19 protein-coding genes are annotated in these 19,642 nt (G+C 30.9%); 15 read left to right on the top strand and 4 right to left on the bottom strand.

Features of this window, described 5'->3' with window-relative positions; translation table 11 throughout:
• Positions 1 to 401 precede the first annotated feature (401 nt).
• Together CLU81_RS09865 and lpxA are read left to right on the top strand one after the other, a co-directional pair.
• The gene (locus CLU81_RS09865; protein ID WP_099709638.1) at positions 402 to 965 is read left to right on the top strand and encodes a Crp/Fnr family transcriptional regulator; all 564 of its coding nucleotides are present in this window, start codon (positions 402 to 404) and stop codon (positions 963 to 965) included.
• A gap of 59 nt (positions 966 to 1,024) precedes the next feature.
• The gene (gene lpxA / locus CLU81_RS09860) at positions 1,025 to 1,804 is read left to right on the top strand and encodes an acyl-ACP--UDP-N-acetylglucosamine O-acyltransferase (protein ID WP_369804790.1); all 780 of its coding nucleotides are present in this window, start codon (positions 1,025 to 1,027) and stop codon (positions 1,802 to 1,804) included.
• A gap of 104 nt (positions 1,805 to 1,908) precedes the next feature.
• Here the strand turns inward: lpxA and CLU81_RS09855 are convergent, their stop codons facing one another.
• From CLU81_RS09855 to CLU81_RS09845, 3 genes are read right to left on the bottom strand one after another with little or no spacing between them, the layout of a single operon-like run.
• Positions 1,909 to 4,326 (bottom strand): ABC transporter permease, encoded by a 2,418-nt coding sequence (locus tag CLU81_RS09855; RefSeq protein WP_099709637.1) that lies wholly within the window; start codon positions 4,324 to 4,326, stop codon positions 1,909 to 1,911.
• A gap of 46 nt (positions 4,327 to 4,372) precedes the next feature.
• Complete coding sequence (locus CLU81_RS09850) at positions 4,373 to 6,784, bottom strand: FtsX-like permease family protein (protein ID WP_099709636.1); 2,412 nt, start codon at positions 6,782 to 6,784, stop codon at positions 4,373 to 4,375.
• 4 nt (positions 6,785 to 6,788) lie between these two features.
• On the bottom strand, positions 6,789 to 7,502 hold the full coding sequence (locus tag CLU81_RS09845; RefSeq protein WP_099709635.1) for an ABC transporter ATP-binding protein: 714 nt from the start codon (positions 7,500 to 7,502) through the stop codon (positions 6,789 to 6,791).
• Positions 7,503 to 7,783: 281 nt separating this feature from the next.
• Here CLU81_RS09845 and CLU81_RS09840 point away from each other — a divergent pair, with 281 nt between their 5' ends.
• From CLU81_RS09840 to CLU81_RS09805, 8 genes are all read left to right on the top strand, one after another.
• The gene (locus tag CLU81_RS09840; RefSeq protein WP_099709634.1) at positions 7,784 to 9,133 is read left to right on the top strand and encodes a sigma-54 dependent transcriptional regulator; all 1,350 of its coding nucleotides are present in this window, start codon (positions 7,784 to 7,786) and stop codon (positions 9,131 to 9,133) included.
• 1 nt (position 9,134) lies between these two features.
• The gene (locus CLU81_RS09835) at positions 9,135 to 10,469 is read left to right on the top strand and encodes a PAS domain-containing sensor histidine kinase (RefSeq protein WP_099709633.1); all 1,335 of its coding nucleotides are present in this window, start codon (positions 9,135 to 9,137) and stop codon (positions 10,467 to 10,469) included.
• Positions 10,470 to 10,611: 142 nt separating this feature from the next.
• Positions 10,612 to 11,838: a hypothetical protein gene (locus CLU81_RS09830; RefSeq protein ID WP_099709632.1), complete on the top strand. Its 1,227-nt coding sequence runs from the start codon at positions 10,612 to 10,614 to the stop codon at positions 11,836 to 11,838.
• Positions 11,839 to 11,861: 23 nt separating this feature from the next.
• Positions 11,862 to 12,641 carry an alpha-ketoglutarate-dependent dioxygenase AlkB gene (locus CLU81_RS09825; RefSeq protein WP_099709631.1) on the top strand — a complete coding sequence of 260 codons (780 nt, stop codon included), beginning with the start codon at positions 11,862 to 11,864 and terminating at the stop codon, positions 12,639 to 12,641.
• Positions 12,638 to 13,141 (top strand): endonuclease V, encoded by a 504-nt coding sequence (locus CLU81_RS09820; RefSeq protein WP_099709630.1) that lies wholly within the window; start codon positions 12,638 to 12,640, stop codon positions 13,139 to 13,141. Before CLU81_RS09825 ends, CLU81_RS09820 begins: the two co-directional genes overlap by 4 nt.
• Before the next feature lie 109 nt (positions 13,142 to 13,250).
• Positions 13,251 to 14,312 carry a hypothetical protein gene (locus CLU81_RS09815; protein WP_099709629.1) on the top strand — a complete coding sequence of 354 codons (1,062 nt, stop codon included), beginning with the start codon at positions 13,251 to 13,253 and terminating at the stop codon, positions 14,310 to 14,312.
• A 91-nt stretch (positions 14,313 to 14,403) separates the two neighbouring features.
• Positions 14,404 to 14,982, top strand: coding sequence for a YdeI family protein (locus CLU81_RS09810; protein ID WP_099709628.1), 579 nt, complete (start codon positions 14,404 to 14,406; stop codon positions 14,980 to 14,982).
• A 45-nt stretch (positions 14,983 to 15,027) separates the two neighbouring features.
• Positions 15,028 to 15,591 (top strand): DUF4256 domain-containing protein, encoded by a 564-nt coding sequence (locus CLU81_RS09805; protein ID WP_099709627.1) that lies wholly within the window; start codon positions 15,028 to 15,030, stop codon positions 15,589 to 15,591.
• A 50-nt stretch (positions 15,592 to 15,641) separates the two neighbouring features.
• Here the strand turns inward: CLU81_RS09805 and CLU81_RS09800 are convergent, their stop codons facing one another.
• Positions 15,642 to 16,076, bottom strand: coding sequence for a PepSY-like domain-containing protein (locus CLU81_RS09800; protein WP_099709626.1), 435 nt, complete (start codon positions 16,074 to 16,076; stop codon positions 15,642 to 15,644).
• Between the two features lie 240 nt (positions 16,077 to 16,316).
• Here CLU81_RS09800 and CLU81_RS09795 point away from each other — a divergent pair, with 240 nt between their 5' ends.
• The 5 genes from CLU81_RS09795 to CLU81_RS09775 all read left to right on the top strand — a co-directional run bounded on the left by CLU81_RS09795 (position 16,317) and on the right by CLU81_RS09775 (position 19,609).
• Positions 16,317 to 16,940 carry a Pr6Pr family membrane protein gene (locus tag CLU81_RS09795; RefSeq protein WP_099709625.1) on the top strand — a complete coding sequence of 208 codons (624 nt, stop codon included), beginning with the start codon at positions 16,317 to 16,319 and terminating at the stop codon, positions 16,938 to 16,940.
• 63 nt (positions 16,941 to 17,003) lie between these two features.
• Positions 17,004 to 17,573, top strand: coding sequence for a Crp/Fnr family transcriptional regulator (locus CLU81_RS09790; RefSeq protein WP_099709624.1), 570 nt, complete (start codon positions 17,004 to 17,006; stop codon positions 17,571 to 17,573).
• Positions 17,574 to 17,651: 78 nt separating this feature from the next.
• A complete protein-coding gene (locus tag CLU81_RS09785) occupies positions 17,652 to 18,389 on the top strand; it encodes an SDR family NAD(P)-dependent oxidoreductase (RefSeq protein WP_099709623.1) in 738 nt (245 codons plus the stop codon).
• An 83-nt stretch (positions 18,390 to 18,472) separates the two neighbouring features.
• Positions 18,473 to 19,078, top strand: coding sequence for a bifunctional 2-polyprenyl-6-hydroxyphenol methylase/3-demethylubiquinol 3-O-methyltransferase UbiG (locus CLU81_RS09780; RefSeq protein WP_099709622.1), 606 nt, complete (start codon positions 18,473 to 18,475; stop codon positions 19,076 to 19,078).
• A gap of 126 nt (positions 19,079 to 19,204) precedes the next feature.
• Complete coding sequence (locus CLU81_RS09775; RefSeq protein WP_099709621.1) at positions 19,205 to 19,609, top strand: VOC family protein; 405 nt, start codon at positions 19,205 to 19,207, stop codon at positions 19,607 to 19,609.
• The last annotated feature ends 33 nt before the right edge of the window (positions 19,610 to 19,642 follow it).

Genomic DNA, 19,642 nt, shown 5'->3' with positions numbered 1-19,642 from the left:
TTTATAACATTTTTTAATTCTGCTCTTTTTTTCTGTTGAAAAATAAATTTCTTATTACCTCAGAGTGCGTTAGGGATAGAAGCGATATCCTTTTGTGATAACCTGCACTTCTTATTTTCTACAAAACCGCTATCACAAAAGATTTAGCGGATAGCCCGACCCGGAGGGGAACGCCATAAATATTACAAACTTCGTCTGTATTTACATTTTTATGTTATTTAGCGATTTTTAAATTCTTTTAAGTCTTGTTTTTTAATTTTAATGCTTCTGCATTTAAGTAATTTAAAAACACCTTAAATCGGTTATTTTTCACAGTTTTGCTTTTTGGTCGATTTGTATCAGTATTTTAAAATTCGGATCTAAATTATATTGATAAATTTGGTTGAATAATAATTTGAAGTATGACAGAATTAATTGATGTGATTAATAGTTTTAAAGTAATAGATTTTGAAACGGAAAAAGCAATCCGTAAATACTTTGTTATAGAAAAACTCAAGAAAAATGAATTGATCATTCAAGAAGGAAAAATCTGCAATAAAGTTTATTTTATAAAGTCCGGTGCTGTTAGAAGGTTTTGTCTGGAAGATGGGATTGAAGTAACGAAGTGGATTTATACAGATAATCAGTTTGTGACTTCTATGAGTAGTTTTTTTGAGCAAAAGCCTTCATTTGAGAGTTTTCAAACATGTGAGGAAACAACTGTATATTCGTTAACATACGACGCTGAACAAATTTTATTAGAATATCCTCTATTCGCTAAATTCCATATTAAACTATTAAGAGTTTATCTTTCTAAAATTAATGAGTTTCATCATTTATTTCGAACAATGAATGCTCATGAAAAGTATTCGTATTTGCTTGATTTTTTTCCTCAGATTATTTTAAAAGCAAAATTAAAGCACATTGCATCATTAATTGGTGTAAGTCAGGAAACTTTAAGCAGAATTAGAGCTTCAATTAATTGACATTAGGTCAAATAAAAGGTTTTTATTTTTTTTCATATTTGCTCTTAATTTTAAAGTTAGTGAATTTGAGAAATAGTGTAATTGGACGGAATGCAAATATTGGAAAGAATGTTTATATCGGAAGTTTTACAACAATTGAGAATGATGTTGTAATTGGTGATAATACCTGGATTGGAAATAATGTTACGATTTTAGACGGTTGTAGAATTGGTAATAATTGTCAAATACATTCAGGGGCTGTTTTGGGGGGAATTCCGCAGGATTTGAAATTTAACGGAGAATATACTTTGCTAGAAATAGGGAATTATAATAACATTCGTGAGTTTGTAACTATAAATAGAGGAACGGCATCTAAAGGCAAAACAGTAATTGGCAATCATAATTTAATAATGTCAAACGCACATATTGGTCATGATTGTTTTATTGGTGATCACTGTATTGTTGGCTTTAGTGTGGGAATGGCTGGCGAAGTAACTGTACAAGATCATGCAAATATTAGTGGTTTATCTGCAATACATCAATTTTCGATTATTGGAAGACATAGTATGATAAGTGGAATTAGTCGAATTGTTAAGGATGTTCCGCCTTTTATTATGGCAGCTCGAGAACCACTTTCTTACGTTGGGTTGAATATTGTTGGACTAAAAAGGAACGGTTTTTCAATTGATAAAATTGAAGAGTTAAAAAATATTTATCGGATTATTTTTCAAGAGAAAAGAAATATTGCATTTGCTTTAAATCTGATTGAAAATCAATTTGAGCAATCTGTTGAATGCGATTTAATCTTAGATTTTATAGGAAATTCAAAAAGAGGTATTGTGAAAGGATCTGTTTTATAATCAATTTTTTGAAAGGTATCAAAACTAAAAAACTCCTTAAGTAATTAAGGAGTTTTTCGTGACTAACATTAACAATTTATTTAAAAGGCTGGTATTATATTTTTCTATTCGTATTTTAAATATTTCAAAATATCTGTTTTTGTTGCTGCGTATGCTCTCGAAAGAACAATTATTAATGTTAGAATTAACAGAGTTGCAAAACCTAAAATAAATGGTGGCAGAGTTATATCAATTCTGAAAGCAAAATTTTCAAGCCATTTATTTAATAAGTAATACACGGGAAACAATGCTATTAAAAATCCTATTATGCAATACAAGATATATTGTTTTGATAATTCTTTTAATAAAGTATTTGTTTCTGCTCCGAGAGTTTTTCTAATTGCAATTTCTTTCATGCGTTTTTGTATGGAATAAGATGCAAGCGCAAATAATCCAAAAAGAGCAATTAAAATAACAACGATATTAAGCACTGAAAATAAGTTTTTTTGTTTTGTGTAAGCTTCATAAGTTCTCGCATATTCTTTATCTACAAAATCATATTTAAACGGATATTCAGTATCGACTTTCGACCAGAATTTTTCGATATTGGCAATAGTATTTTCCAGATCATCCCGATTTAGTTTTGCATAAACTTTGTTCATGTTTTGTGTCATACCAAACATTTTGATATTGTAAAAAGCTATTGGCGGCACTTTTAATTCAGGACTTAGTAAGTTGAAATCCTGCACAATACCAATTATTTTTAATTTATGCTCTCGAATTACGAGTTCCTTGCCAATAGGATCTTTAAGATTCATTAATTTTAATGCGCTTTCGTTTATGATCACAGAATTTATGGTGTCTGATGCCAGTTTTCTATCAAAATTTCTTCCCTTAATTATTTTGATGTTCAACATTTCGAACATGCCAAAATCTAAAGGGATAACGCGTTGTTTAAAAAGTTCATCATTGTACAAAACCCCCGATAAAGAATTGTCTGAGCCATCAAACGTAATAAGGCCCGTGGAGACTTGTTCGACGCCTTTAATTTTACTGAGCTGCTGTTTTATGATGTCGTATTTGTTGTAAATATTTTGGGCTGCATTTTCTCCTTGGTAATCAACTGACGGAAAATTTAAAGAAACCGAAATTACCTGATCGCCCTTAAAACCCAGATCTTTATTCTGTAAATATTTAATTTGCTGGTATACGATATTTGAACCAATAATAAAAAAGGCAGCAATGGCAAACTGAAAAATAAGCATTCCGTTGCGCAGCCAGATACCGTTTTTGCTTCTTTCGAAATTTCCTTTCAAAACTTTAAAAGTTTCGAAATTGGATATATAAATGGCCGGAAATAATCCTGCTGTCAAAATTGTAATGATAAAAATCAATATCAATTGTATGTAAAACTGACTGGCAAGAAGTACAATGTTCTTGTTTAAAAAGTTGTTATAATATGGTAAAGTCAACTCGACAATTACTAGCGCCAGTAAAATAGAAAAAGTCGTGGTTAGAACCGTTTCAAAAAGAAACTGCCTCACAATATCGCCTTTTGATGCACCCGAAATTTTACGTACTCCAACTTCTTTCGCACGTTTTACAGCATTAGCAGTTGCAAGATTGATGTAATTAACAATCGACAAAACGAGAATCAAAAGAGACAATCCCATCATGATTATTAAAAACTGATAATTCCCTCGTGTTTCAGGATAACCATCTATTATTGAATGTAATCTGGCTTTTGATAAAGGTTCAAGAATAACTGTAAAATGCCCTACTTTTTTAGTCATAACTTCGACTGTAAAACCTGCTTCTTTGGCAATTATAGCAATAAAATCTTGATTGTAAATTCTTTCGAGTTTCTGCCTTGTTAGATCAACTTTTGACGGGTCTTTTACTTTTAATAATAACTTTAAAAGAAACGGACCAGTCAACCCGGAAGTTGTATATTGTTTCATTTTATTGATGATGACATTTGGCGCAATCGAAGAATTTCCTGGAATATGGTACACGGCCCTTACAGAAAACAGCTGATCAAAACATTTTATTTGTTTTCCAATTGGGTTTTCATTTCCAAAAATCCTTTTAGCGGTAATATCTGAAATAGCAATGCTGGAATCATCTTTTATGGCTGAAATTGCATCGCCCTTAATAATTTTGAAAGGGAAAAAAGAAAAGAAATTTTGTTCGACATTGATAATTTTATCTACAAACTCCTTTTTTCCTTTGTAAATAATTTTATCCTTTTGATACCAACTATCAGCATATAGTATAGATTTGACATTTGGATCTTGGTCTAAAGCCGGTTTCAGGAATAAGGCACAATCTGACAGGGCGGGCATATCGCTTAGTTTAACCAAAACCTGATAAACATTCTCTTTTTCAGGATTCCAGGCATTGTAACTTTGTTCATCGTTCCAATAAAGCAAGGCAAAAACTAATCCGGCAATTCCTATGGACAAACCAAGAATATTGAGAAATGAAAAAAGTTTATTGTGCTTGAGTTGGTAAATAAATATGTTGATATAATTTAAAATCATAGTTTTAGTTGTGGAGTTAAGAATAAAAAGAAACCTATCTTTTTATTTATTCATATTTCAGATATTTCAAAACATCAATTTTGGTTACCTGATATGCTTTTGCCAAAACAATAGTTAAGGTCAAAAATATCAACGCAATTAATGCGACAAAAAATGGAAGTACAGGAATATCAATTCTAAAAGCGAAATTTTCGAGCCATTTTTCTAATAATAAATAAGCAGGAATTATTCCTATTGCAAAACCTATCAAACAAAAGAATACATATTGTTTTGATAAATCTTTTAGCAAAATATTGGTTTCAGCGCCTAATGTTTTTCTGATCGCGATTTCTCTCAATCTTCTTTCCATAGAAAAGGAGGCTAAAGCAAATAATCCAAAAACAGCAATCAGAATTACAATTCCGTTTAAGAGCGAAAATAACTGACTTTGGTCCTGATATTTTTTATACGTTCTGGCATAGTTTCTATCAACAAAATTATACTCAAAAGGATATTCGGCATCTACCTTTGTTTTCCAAAACTTTCCAATATCACCAATAGTCTTAGATATTTTGTTTGGAGAAATTTTAACAGCGATTGTACGGATCTCATTTTGAGTCCATAATTGTGATTTAATGTGAAAGAAAATCATTGGGGAAATTTTATTTTCAAGCCCAAAATAATTAAAGTCTTTTACAATTCCCACTACTTTGTAATTTCCATCTTGCCAATTGATTATCTTATTTATGGGATCTTTTTCCATTAATGTTTTGGCTGCAGTTTCATTTAATAAAACATTTGAAATTGTGTCTGAGGAAATTTTTTCTGTTAGATCACGTCCTTTTATCACTTGTATCTTCAAAAGATTCAGCATTCCAAAATCAACACCCATTTGTTGAGTTATAACCTCCTGATGATTTTTGTAATGTAAGCCAGACCAAGAATTATCGCTGCTTCCAATAGAGAATGATCCCGTAGAAACAGCTTCAACACCATTAATTTTTTGAAGTTCTTGTTGAATCGCTTTATATCTTTCAAATTGTCCTCTTCCTTTTTTAGACATAAATGAAATATCTATGACTTGTGCTCCTTTAAACCCTAAATCTTTTTCAGTCATAAAATTTACCTGCTGGTATACAATAAAAGAACCAATTATAAAAAATGTGGCAATAGAAAATTGTAAAATCAACATTCCATTACGAAGCCAGACACCGCTTTTACTTCTCGAAAAGTTTCCTTTTAAAACTTTCAGCACTTCAAAATTTGAGATGTAGATGGCAGGAATAACACCGGAAACAAAAACAACAAGAATGAAAACCAATACTAGTTGGAGATAGAATTGATTTCCGATAAGAATGAGGTTTTTGTTTAATAAAGCGTTATAAAAAGGCAGTGAAAGTTCTACAATTACCAATGCCAGCAATACTGAAAAAAGAGTAATTAATATGGTTTCAAATACAAATTGAATAACGATTTGCAATTTTGAGGCACCAATAACTTTTCTTATGCCTACTTCTTTAGCACGTTTTACAGCATTGGCAGTTGCGAGATTAATGTAATTGGCAATTGATAATAACAGAATAAGTATAGATAAAGCCATCAATATTCGTAAAAAAGTCAGATTGGCATTTCCTTCAGGAAATGGAGTATTTCCCTGATACAGTCTTGCCCTGTTAAGGGGTAATAATTCTGCTTTAAGAGGTTCACCATATCTTTTTATAAAGTCTTCAAGAGATAAACCTTCTTTCTTTGCCTGTTTTTTGTAGTTTTTTTCAAGAAAGATTTGATCCAGTTGCTTAATAACTGCGGTTGTGTCACTTTGTTTTTTTAGCTTAAGCATTAATCCGTAACTCAAACCCCAGCTTTCTCTGTATTTTTCTAAATCGTCTTCTATTATTGTTGTAACTGCAGACGGCTGTACCGAAGATTTGTCTGATAATCGATATACACCCCGAACAACGAAAAGACGTTCAGCATATCTGACTTGTTTTCCCATCGGATTTTCGTCCTTAAATAAACGTGCAGCAGTTTCTTCAGAAAACGCAATACTATTGCGATCATGAATGGCATTTTTTGCGTTCCCACGAATAAATTCAAATGGGAAAAAAGAAAAGAAACTACTTTGCGCTGTAAAAATCTTATCAACTAACTCTGTTTTTCCATGATATTGTATCGTTCCCTTAGAATAATTGTTTCTAAAATAGCAATATTCATCTAAGTAAGAAGTGGTAGATTTTAAAATAGGTGCAGGAATTGTTGAAGTTACAGCCCAGATATTTCCTCCTCCAAGATTACTCATTACCGAATAAATTTTATCTTTTTCGGGATTCCATTGATCGTATGAATGTTCTTCGTTCCAATACAAAATGGCAAAAATTAATCCTGCGATTCCAATACTCAAACCCAAAACATTCAAAGCTGTAAAAAACTTGTTGTTCTTGATGTGGTAAATAAATATGTTTGTCCAGTTCTTTAGCATGATCTTAATTATTTAAAGTAACTGCAAAAACATCGACATTTCTATTATTTACTTTTTCTGAAAGTATAATTCCATCTTTCATTAAAATCGTTTTTTGCGAAAATGAAGCATCATAATCAGAGTGCGTAACCATCAAAATTGTGGCGCCGCTTGCATGAAGGTCCGTCAATAATTCCATTACTTCATTTCCGTTTCTGCTGTCAAGATTTCCCGTAGGTTCATCGGCAAGAATAATTTTTGGGTCGTTGATCAAAGCTCTCGCAACGGCAACACGTTGTTGCTGACCTCCTGAAAGTTGTTGCGGATAATGTTTCAAACGATGTGAAATACCCAAAATAGTTGCAATATCTTCTACTTTTTTCTTTCTTTCGGATGATGGAACATTATTGTAAATCAACGGTAATTCGATATTGTCAAAAACAGAAAGTTCATCAATCAAGTTGAAATTTTGGAAAATGAATCCAATGTTTTCTTTTCTCGCTTTCGATTTTAATTTTTCTTTAATACCAATCATTTCCTGACCTAGTAATTCATAACTTCCGCCAGAAGCGCTGTCTAATAATCCTATGATATTTAGCAAAGTCGATTTTCCACTTCCGGATGGACCCATAATTGAGATAAAATCGCCTTGATTAATCGTTAATGAAATTTCGCTTAATGCACTTGTTTCTACTTCTTCGGTTCTGAAAATTTTTGATAGTTTTTTGATTGTGATCATGATTGTTATTTTATAGATTGTTATTTTTCTTCTCAATAATTTTATTGTTGAAGTAACAGAAACGCATCCGATTAAGATAATTGACAATATAATCGATAAATGTCTATTTTTGTTACTTTTACCAACAATAATGTTTCACATATTTGCTGATTTGTTAGTCTTAATGTGATTTTCGTGCCAAAAATTTAAAGATCGTAACTACCTTATTTTTAAATTTTTATTTTTTAATAGAAATCTAAAGTGTCCATTATTGGACAGCTTTCGTCCAAAACCGAACAAAAATGAAAAAGACAAATGCGTCAATATTAATTATCGATGATCAGGAAGACATACTTTTTGCGTCAAAAGTGTTCCTGAAAAAGTATTTTGAAGACATTTATACGCTAAATAATCCCAAAAATATTGTCGAATTATTGTCTAAAAAAACAATTGATGTCGTTTTGCTCGACATGAATTATCGAATAGGTTTTGAAGACGGAAGAGAAGGTTTGTATTTATTGAAAGAAATAAAAACGCTTTCGCCAAAAACCGTTGTGATTTTAATGACTGCTTTTGGAAAAGTAGACACTGCGGTTGAAGGTTTAAAAAATGGTGCTTTTGATTATATTCTAAAACCTTGGGAAAATAAAAAGCTGCTTGAATCTGTAAAACAAGCCGTTGATAAATCCCGAAAAGACCAAAAGAAGATTAAAAATGTTGCAGTCGAAGACAACTTTTTTATTGGAACTTCTGAGATTATAAAAAAAGCATATTCTCTGGCTGATAAAGTGGCAAAAACCGATGCCAATGTTTTAATCCTTGGAGAAAACGGAACCGGAAAATTTGTTTTGGCGCATCATATTTTTAGTCAATCCGAAAGAAAAAACAATCCTTTTATTGCCGTTGATTTAGGATCTTTAAACTCGAATATTTTCGAAAGTGAATTATTCGGTTATGCCAAAGGTGCTTTTACAGATGCAAAAATAGATACGCCGGGACGATTTGAAATGGCTCAAAACGGAACTATTTTTTTAGACGAAATCGGGAATGTTCCGCTGCATTTGCAATCTAAACTTTTGCAGGTTATTCAAACCAAAACCGTAACAAGATTGGGCGAAACCAAACCAAGACCTTTGAATGTTCGAATTATTACGGCAACAAATTTAAACCTGAAACTTGAAGTTGCCGATAAAAGTTTTAGAGAAGATTTATATTATAGAATCAATACGATGGAAATTATTTTGCCTCCGTTGCGCGAACGTAACGAAGATAAAATTCCGTTAGCTGAATATCTTCTGGATAAAATGATTGAAAAATACGGAAGAGATGAAATTACTTTTGATAAAAAAGTATTGGAACAAATAGAAAAACATGCCTGGAATGGAAACATCAGGGAAATGGAAAATAAAATAGAACGCGCTGTTATTCTTTGTGAAAATAATAAAATCACGGTTTCTGATTTAGATTTAGAAACGATTACAACGTATGAAGAAAATCCGGATGATGTTCAACTTTCTTCAGTTGAGAAAGCGGCGGTAGAAAAAGCATTAGTAAAAAACAATAATAATATCAGTAAAACTGCCGAAGAACTTGGGTTGTCAAGAGGTTCTTTGTATCGTCGTCTGGAGAAATATAACATCAATATCAATTAATATGTTTAAATCATTTCAGACTTATAAACTTCTTTTTTTGAGATTAATTTTTATTGTGGCAGGAATAGAAATCTCTATTTATTTTTTTAAAGAAGGTTTACTTTTTACCGCAGTATTTGGTCTTTTTATAGTTTTTCTATTAGGTAGAGAAATGTATTTTTATGTTCGAAATTTCGTTTTGCTTTATGATAAAACCATTGCTTCGATTTTGCAAAATGATTTTACTTCGGATTTTACAAAGCATAAATTCAATAAAAGTTATAATGATTTGTTCCTTTTATATGATACTTTGAAAAATAAGCAAAACGAGCAAGTTTCAAAAGATATCATTTACCGTTCTATTTTAAATAATATCGAAACCGGAATTATTATTTTACAAAAGCAGGATAATGATTGGGATATTTTTTTGCTGAACGATTATTTCTCTTCTCATTTTAATGTTCCTAAAGTTTCAAAATGGAAATATCTCAAAAATCAATTGCCTTCGTTATGCGAGATTATTGAAGAAGACGGTTTTCAGGAAGTAAAAACATCGGTAGAAATTCGGATAAACGAACAAAATATGCAAACGTTTGTTTTGCAAGCTTCGAGAACAGAGATATTCGAGAAAGATTATTTTATCGTTTTGCTCGATTCGATTCAGAATGTTGTAGAGAAAAAAGAAAAAGATGCGTGGGTAAATTTGATGAAAGTCATTTCGCATGAACTTTTAAATTCCATAACGCCAATTCGTTCAATATGTCAGAATTTGCAGGATTTGGTCGAGCAAGATTCATTATCGGCTGAAGATTTAGAAGATGTCAAAACCAGTGTAGAAACTATGTTGAGACGAAGCGATCATCTTCAAAAATTTGTCGAAGGTTATCGAAAGTTGGCGATGCTTCCTTCTCCCAAAAAAGAAAAAATAGAATTACATTATTTGATAGACAATTGTGTACAAATCATGAATCCCTTATTTAAGGAAAATAAGATTGAGGTTGTAAACGAAATTTCTTTTAAACGCTGGATAAATGTTGATTCACAACAAATCGAGCAAGTTTTGATTAATCTTCTTACCAATTGCATTTATGCCTTGAAAAATATTGAAGAAAAACAAATTTTAATTTCGGCGGAAGCCAAAGAAAACCGCATTTTTATCAGGATTATTGATAACGGAAATGGCATTGAAAAAGAAATCGAAAACAAAATATTCCTGCCGTTTTTCACTACCAGAAATGAAGGTGCGGGAATTGGATTGACACTTTCTAAAAATATTATAGAAGCTCATGGCGGTTATATTGCACATAAAAATGAAGGTGAAAAAACTGTTTTTGAGATTTCTTTGGTTGAAGATTAAGTTTTGTTTTTCTAAAAGAAATGTAATAAAATTAGTTCTATATTAGCCATTATAAAAAGTTGTTCAGCAATAAAAACATGAAAATTTTGATTGCAGAAAAAAGTAAAAAAGACCTAAAGCTTATCCAAATATTCCAATAAAAATGACATCATCTCCTTTTGAAAATAAAATTTCTAAAGACAAAAATATTTTAATTGTTTTAAAACAAAATGTAGAAATAACTTCGGAACTTCAATATCTAATCGACAATTTTTGCGGAATTGTGGTAAACAATCTTTCTGAAGTTACAACTTCGCTTGACGACAAAAAGATTTATGTGTGTGGAGATATCAATCAACTTCAGAATGATGATAATACTTTATACATAATCAAAGAAGTTTCTACAAATTATGAAAATCGAAACGAAAAAAATATTCATCTAATAGAATTGGGTAAAGTTCCTATTTTGGTAAGCAATGCCGGAGTTTATTTCAGAAAGATGTTTGACGAAGATAATTATTTTAATACGATCAAATCGGAACATATTTTTCAGCATTTAACAGAATCGAATAAAGAATCTACTGCATTAAGAACAGGAATTTATTTAACTGAAGTTTCAAAAGAAGAAACCGAAGACGAAAGATTAAATTTTCGCCTTTTGAGATGTTCCAGTAATTTTACCGGACCAACAGATAATTTTCGTAATGCAGATCATACTATAATAAATGCATTAAACGATGCCGTGAAATATACTTTTGAAGAAGAAACAAAACTCAATCATGTTTTGGTTCAGATTTACGAGAATAAAATGAAAACGGAAGAAAATGCAAAAGAAGTAAAATCTAAAATAAAAGCACATTCTGATAAAACGAAGGATATGCCAAAAGATGGTCTTATTGCTTTTTGTACTTTTTATGATCAATCTAATTTTGATAAACTAAAGCCATCAAAAGAAGATCGATACGATTGGTGTTATAAAAAAGGCAGCGGATTTACGAGACTTCATTTCAAGTTAAAAAGCACCGTAATTGACGATACTTTAGACAAAGAATTTACGGTTATCTTATATCCAAATTCGGCTTTTTTAATTCCGCTTTCTACCAATAGATTATACACGCATGAAATTAAACCATCGGTTTTGAATGTCGATCAAATCCCGATTAGAATGGGTTATGTTGCCCGATGTTCAAATCTGGAAGCTGTATATATGAAAGGTCAAACGTATATTAAAGAAAATAATGAGTTGGTTAAATTAGAACAAATGACTCCGGAAATGATGGTCGATTTGAGAAATTCATATTACGAAGAAAATAGTACGGAAAAGAAAGTAGAATACGGAAAAATTCACTTTAGTATGAATTCAGGCGATTATGAAAAACCAATATATTAAGTTGAAACACCATAAAAGAAACTATGAATAAGTCAGATTTTTATAAAATTACACTTCCGATAGAAAAGAACTTATTCGATGAATTATTACTTTCTGCAGAATTTGAAGATGTTGCCAAAGGAAGAATCGGGAATCATTTGGTTGATGTAAGTGACAAAGGTGTTCCAATAGTGAGAACAACAACAATGTATAATATACCGGCGCAAAACTTTTCTGAGATTCATCATAAGTTAGTAGAAACAATAAATGATATAACGGATGATTTGCCGCGATTAGAATTCAATAATGCGCTTATAGAAAGATACGATTGTAATTATACGACAATGAAATATCATTCAGATCAATGTTTAGATTTAGAAGCAGATTCTTATATCGGACTTTTTAGCTGTTATGAAAATCCGGAGAAACTAATCGAGAAAAATATCCGAAAACTAAAACTCAAAGACAGAATCACCAATGAAGAATTTGAAATTTCATTGACACATAATTCAGTTGTGATTTTTTCATTAGAAGCTAATGCAAAGTTTCATCATAAGATTATTTTAGAATCACTTCCGAATCCAAAACGATCAGAATCAGATAATAAATGGCTTGGGATTACTTTTCGAAAATCAAAAACTTTTATACAATTTAAGGACAATTTGCCTTATTTTTCTAGCGGAGAATTATTGACATTAGCAGATGAAGATCAACAAAAAGAATTTTTTAAATTAAGAGGACAAGAAAACAGCGTTATGAATTTTTCTTATCCAAAACTATCGTACACACTTAGTGTAGGCGATACTATTATGCCAAAATTATGATATTAGCATTCGATACTTATTACTACGACGGAAAAGCAAAAACCGTTTGCCTTGAATTTACAGAATGGAATCAAAGTGAAAACTTCAAAATTCACACAGAAATAATCGATAATGTTGAAGATTATATTCCGGGAGAATTCTATCGAAGAGAATTGCCTTGTATTCTTAGTGTTCTAGATAAATTTGATCTGAAAAATATTGAAGCCATTATAGTTGATGGTTTTGTTTATCTGGACGATGAAAAGAAATACGGTTTAGGCGGACATTTATATGAAAAACTAAATAAAGAAGTTGCGATTATTGGTGTGGCGAAAACAAATTTTGCTTCAATCGAAAAAGACAAAAAAAGCTGGTTTAGAGGCGAAAGCAAAAAACCGCTGTATGTTACCGCAATTGGTATTGAACTGGAAGATGCTTTTGAGAAAGTAGAAAAAATGGCGGGCGAATTTAGAATGCCAACTTTGCTAAAAGAAATGGATCGATTAACGAAGGAAATATAAATTAAGATAAAAAGACAATGGATCTATTCTTTACTATCGTAATGCTTTAAGGATTTTAAGCATCATTATTTACCTGAGAAAAAGACTAAAACTTAGAATAACATCAAATATGAATGAAAAAATAAAATCTTGTAAAAAGATAGCAGAGGATAAAATTAAAGGTGCTCGATATTTTGATGCTCAGGGAAAATTAATTAAAGAAGAAGAATATGATTTTTATAGCGGATCTTTAAAGTCCATCCTGATTTTTAAGTACGAAAACAAAAGCATTTTAAAGGAAACATTTAATGCAGATGGAATTCTTGTTGGTAGAAACCTGAAAAAATTAAATAAAGAAGAAAAAATCGAAGAAGAATACGACGGAATTGGAAATTATGTATCTAAATGTTTTTATAAATATGATAAAAACCAAAAACTAGTATCTGAAACAGCATTAGATTCAGAAGATAAAATTGAGAGTACAATTCTTTATAATTTGATTGGTAATGATGAATATACCAAACGTTATGATAGTAATGGACTTCTCGAATATTTGCAGATTCTAAAGTTTAACGAAAAAAAAGAGCTTATTAGAGCACTATATTTTAGAAAGCGAGATGTTACGAATTATGATCCTGACGAATTGCAGTATTTTGAAGAATATTTCGAAATGATGAAAGCATTTCGTGTTGATATTTCCGGAAAAACAATAGATATTCCTTTGGCTATGAATTTTTTGGATTCTGAAACCATTTATGAATATGATGAATTTGGAAATAAAATACTTCAAGAAGAATTTGAGTATGATAAAGAGTCTTCTTCACGTACAATAGCGCTTGTCAGCGGAGATCATTACGAGTATAATGATTTAAAAATGGTGATTAAACATATGTCATTTGAAATTCATACCGATTGGGATGATAAACGGGAACTTGATTTTGCATATTCTTTTGACGAAAAAGGTAATATGATTGAAAAAACAATGAACAATGGTTTCAATAAAATAAGCGAGAAGTTTAGTTTTAACGATAACGGAAAATTAGTTTACTACATTGAAGACCGAAATAATACGGAAGAAACTAATGAAAAGTTTTATGATGATAATGGCAATCTAATTTTAGAAGCAAGAAAATGTTATTATGATAATGAGTATGAAGAAGAAATAACTAAATATGAAATTGAATATTATTAATTGAAATTTAAGTTTCTCTTTCATAAGATTTTATAATTTAGCATAACGTATGAATTTTAATACATAGTAAGAACTTAAAGTATAAAATACTATGAATCCTGAAGTTGATTTTTATTTTGATAAAGCCGAAAAATGGCAAAAAGAACAAGAAGAATTGCGTGCAATTGCGCTTGATTGTCAGTTGAACGAAGAATTAAAATGGGGAAGTCCTTGTTATACTTTAGGTAAAAACAATGTTGTTTTGATTCATACCTTCAAAGAATATTGTGCCTTCTTATTTTTCAAAGGCGCTTTATTAAAAGATACCGACAATATTTTGGTGCATCAAAGTGAGAATGTACAAGCTGGACGCCAAATTAGATTTACTAATCTTAAAGAAATAATTGAGCAGAAAGCTATTTTGAAAACCTACATTTATCAGGCTATCGAAATAGAAAAAGCAGGCTTAAAAGTCGCGCTTAAAAAGACAACTGATTTTGAAGTTGTAGAAGAGTTTCAGAAGAAATTGGACGAAATGCTCGATTTAAGACAAGCTTTTTATGACTTAACTCCAGGCAGACAAAGAGGTTATTTATTATATTTTTCTCAACCTAAACAATCCAAAACCAGAGAATCGAGAGTAGAAAATAGTATCGCAAATATTCTGAACGGAAAAGGTTTGAAAGATTAGAATTTGAATTAAAATCAGGTTTAAGATTCCATAAAACAGAATTATATGAGTCAACAAAATAAATTATCAGCAGAACAGCAAGAAGAATTATTGAGTGTCTTAGAAACTCGTTTCGAAAAAAATATGCAACGTCATAAAGGTCTTGAATGGTCAAAAGTTGAAGCAAAGCTAAAAGCAAATCCAGATAAACTTTGGTCACTTGATGAAATGGAAAGAACCGAAGGAGAACCAGATGTTGTAGGTTTTGATGCTAAAACTGGAGAATATATTTTTTATGATTGTTCAGCAGAAAGTCCAAAAGGACGCCGAAGCATTTGTTACGATCACGAAGCTTTAGAAAAAAGGAAAGAAAATAAACCTGCAAATAGCGCTATTAATTTGGCGGAAGAAATGGGAATCGAAATCCTGACCGAAGAACAATATCGCGAACTTCAGCAATTGGGTAAATTCGATGCCAAAACTTCAAGTTGGATTCAAACTCCGGCAAATATCAGGAAATTGGGCGGCGCCATTTTTTCAGATTTCCGTTATGATACCGTTTTTGTATATCACAACGGAGCAGATTCTTATTATGCTGCCAGAGGATTTCGCGGTTCATTAAGAATATAAATACAAAACATAAAAAACTCCAAAATCAGATGACTTTGGAGTTTTTAGTTTTAATCTTTTTTGCCTTTTAAAATTTTTCCATCTTTGTTAAACTCGAGGTCAATTTTGTTGGTTAAGTCGACATCAACATCTTTATGTCCGTAATCGATGTGTGTGATTTTTTCGTTTGGATAATTTTTTGCGACATAATCTTTAATAGATTGAGGAATAAATTCGGTTGGAATTGGTTTATGATCGCCATCGACTTCGCGATAAGAACCATCTTTCCAGAATTCAACTTCGGTACCATCTTTAAGAATGACTTCATATCCTTTTTCGCCATGCTCTGCATCTTTTTTGGCGATATCAATTGTCGTGTGGCTAAAATATTTTTTTAGAAATTCCTGTGCCGGTTTTGGCAATTCAGAAACTTCGATTTTCTTTTGAGCTGAAGCCGATATTACAAAACCCAGTAATAAAGCGGCAAAAATGATTTTCGTTTTCATAGTTTGCGTATTTTGAGGTTGTCGTAAAAGCTAATTTACAATAAGCAAAAATGCATTCAAATGGATTTAAGAAATTTTTAAAGGTGTATTGAATTTTGGGAAACAACTAGATTTCAAGTTTTTTAGTTTGACAAGTAATAAAGAATGTTGAAAAGGAAATAGCAATAATTTTAATTTGTATTTTAGTTAACAATAGATTTGTGAAAAACAATACACCTTTAAAAACGAATTAATTTAGATATGAATAGTATAGAAAACAGCCAAAGCACAAGAACGTTTTTTGTTTTAATAACAGCTTTTTCTGCATGGCTCGCTGTTGTTTTACAGCTTTGTATTACAGAAGGAACTGTAGCTAATTTTTTTAGCTATTTTACTATTTTGTCTAATTTATTAATTGCAATAGGTCTTACATTTTCATTCTTTTTACCACAAACTAAAACAGGAATATTTTTTTCTGGTAATTCTGTTCAAACAGCAATAGCCCTTTATATATTTATTGTTGCTGTAGTCTATAATGTTGTTTTGCGAGGTATTTGGATTGTAACCGGACTGCAATGGATTGTTGATAATATGCTTCATGTTTTAAATCCAATTTTATACATTTTGTATTGGTTGATTTTTGCTCCAAAGGAAAAATTAAATTGGAAAAATGGTCTTTATTGGACTCTTTTTCCTTTGGCTTATTTAGTTTATTCTTTAATTCGCGGATCAATTGTAAATTGGTATCCTTATCCTTTTTTGAATGTGACAAATCTAGGTTACACAAAAGTTTTTATGAATGTTAGTGTTATGATAATTCTGTTTTTTATCGTTGGATTGTTACTAATTGCAATCAATAACAGATTTATAAAAAATAAATATTAGCCTTAATTGACTTTTTTGCCATATGACAAATTCTCTCCTAATATCTTTCACTAACTTGCATGTATGAAAGAATTTATAGAATATGTATTGCAATTTGGGAATTTGAACCAACAGCAAATTGAGCTAATTTCTAAGAAAACAAGCGTATTAGAACTTCCAAAAGATTCGTATTTTTCAGAAGCAGGCAAAGTTGCACAACAAGTTGGGTTTGTACTGGAAGGCGTTATGCGCGTTTGTTATTACAATAATAAAGGCGAAGAAATTACCAAATATTTCCCCGTTGAAAACAATCTGGTGGTAGATCTGGAAAGTTTTGAAAATGATATTTGTTCAAATGTTTACGTCCAGGCGATTACAAATTGCAAAATATTGGTTTTTTCTAAAAAAGACTGGGAAGAACTTTTAGATACTATTGTAGGCTGGGACGCTATTGTACATAAAGTTATTTCGAAAACATTGAGACAAAAAATGGAAAGAATAAGCACTTTGGTTGCAGAAGATGCGACCACGCGATATTTGACATTTCTAAAAAACTTTCCTAATGTTATCAATCGAGTTCCGTTATCTTATGTTGCGTCTTATTTAGGAATTACACAATCTTCTTTGAGCCGAATCAGAAAAAATATCAGTTAAATCGCTTTTTGCCAAATGGCAAATGATTTTGTTTTTAAACGAATGACCTTTGTTTAAATAATTTAAAAAAGAAAAAAAATGAAATCAGTATTAATTACAGGAGCAAATAGAAGCATAGGATTAGAATTGGTAAAACAACTTTCGCAAAAAGGTTTATTCGTTTATTTAGGAACGCGCGATCTTGAAAAAGGAAACACAGTTGTAAAAGAACTAAACGCAAACGGATTCGAAAATATTAAAGCGATTCAAATTGATGTTACAAATCCGGATACAATTTTGGCTGCAAAAAATATAGTAGAAAGCGAAAAAGGAAAATTAGATATTCTGATTAACAATGCCGGAATAAGTGGAGAATTTCCTCAGAGCGCTTCAACGACAGCAATTGCGGATATTCAACATGTATTTGATACAAACTTTTATGGCGTTATTAGTGTTACTCAGGCATTTCTCGAATTGCTTAAAAAATCAGAAAGTCCAAGAATTAGTAATATAACTTCAGGACTTGGATCTCTGACATTACACAGTGATCCTAATTGGAAATATTATAATTTTAAAGCAACAAGTTATGTGACTTCAAAAGCGGCGCTGAATGCTTTTACGATTGGATTGGCGTATGAGTTGAAAGATTTACCATTTAAGGTAAATGCAATCGATCCGGGTTATACTTCCACAGATTTTAATCATCATTCAGGTCCGGGAACTGTAGAAAGTGCAGCAAGTTTTATTATTAAACATACCGTTACGGATGATAAAGCGCCAACAGGAAAATTTTTCAGTAATGATATTGATGATGAATCAGAAGTTAGTCCGTGGTAATTGACGTATGTTTTAAAATTTGAAAGAATAAGCTGTTTTAAGGTTTTTCGAAAATAAAAGGAATAAATAAAAAGAATAGTATCATGGCAGAATTCTGGGAAAAAAACTTTGTTGAAAAACAAGAAATGTGGGGGCTTGAACCTTCAAAATCGACAATATTGGCAAAGGATTTTTTTGTTGAGAATTTAGTAAAAAACATTCTAATTCCCGGAATAGGCTACGGAAGAAATGCACAAGTCTTTAAAGAGAACGGAATTGCTGTAACAGGAATTGAGATATCAAAAACGGCGATTGATCTTGCAGCAAAACATTACGGATCAGATTTAAAAATTCATCATGGTTCTGTGACCGATATGCCATTTGATAATTACCACTATGATGGAATATTTTGTTATGCATTAATTCATTTATTAGATAGTGCAGAAAGAGAAAAACTGATTCGGGATTGTTATAATCAATTGTCAGAGAATGGTTTTATGATTTTTACAGCAATTACAAAAGAAGCCCAGACATATGGCAAGGGTAAGTTTATTAGCAAGGATCGCTACGAAATATTTGAGGGAGTTAAAATGTTTTTTTATGATAAAGAATCAGTTTATAAGGAGTTTGATAAATTTGGATTATTTGAAATCATAGAATTAGACGAAAGCTTCCCGTTCTTTTTTATAAAATGTAAAAAGACAAAATAGAATTTTGAAAACTCCATTAGCGATAATGGAGTTTTTTTTTTAAATCAAATCAAAAGTTTAATTAATCATCAGATCGATTATAATAGTTCTTAAATTTGTAGATAGACAACTAAAAAACAACCAAATATGGAAGATTCAAATTTGCCAAACAATACAACACCAAAAGTTACCAGAATTGGAGGTATTTTCTTTTTTTCAGACAATCCAAAAGAAACAAAAGAATGGTATTCTAAAAATCTTGGGTTGGAAACCAATGATTGGGGTTCGACTTTTGAATCCCGAGATATTAATAATCCAGACAAAGTAAATTCACTTCAGTGGAGTCCTTTCAAAAAAGGAGACGAATATTTTTCTCCATCCAAAAAAGAATTTATGATTAATTATCAAGTTCAGAATATCGAAGGACTTGTAGCTAAACTTAAAGAAAACGGCGTAACAATACTGGATGATATTGCAACTTATGACTACGGAAAATTTGTGCATATTCTCGATGCCGATGACAATAAAATAGAACTTTGGGAACCGGCTTAATTATAATATTCAAAACTAAAACCATCGATTAAC

This window comes from Flavobacterium sp. 9 (assembly GCF_002754195.1).
Classification (GTDB): domain Bacteria; phylum Bacteroidota; class Bacteroidia; order Flavobacteriales; family Flavobacteriaceae; genus Flavobacterium.
The sequence above is the reverse complement of the archived record's forward strand: the minus strand, read 5'-3'. Positions and strand labels throughout refer to the sequence as shown.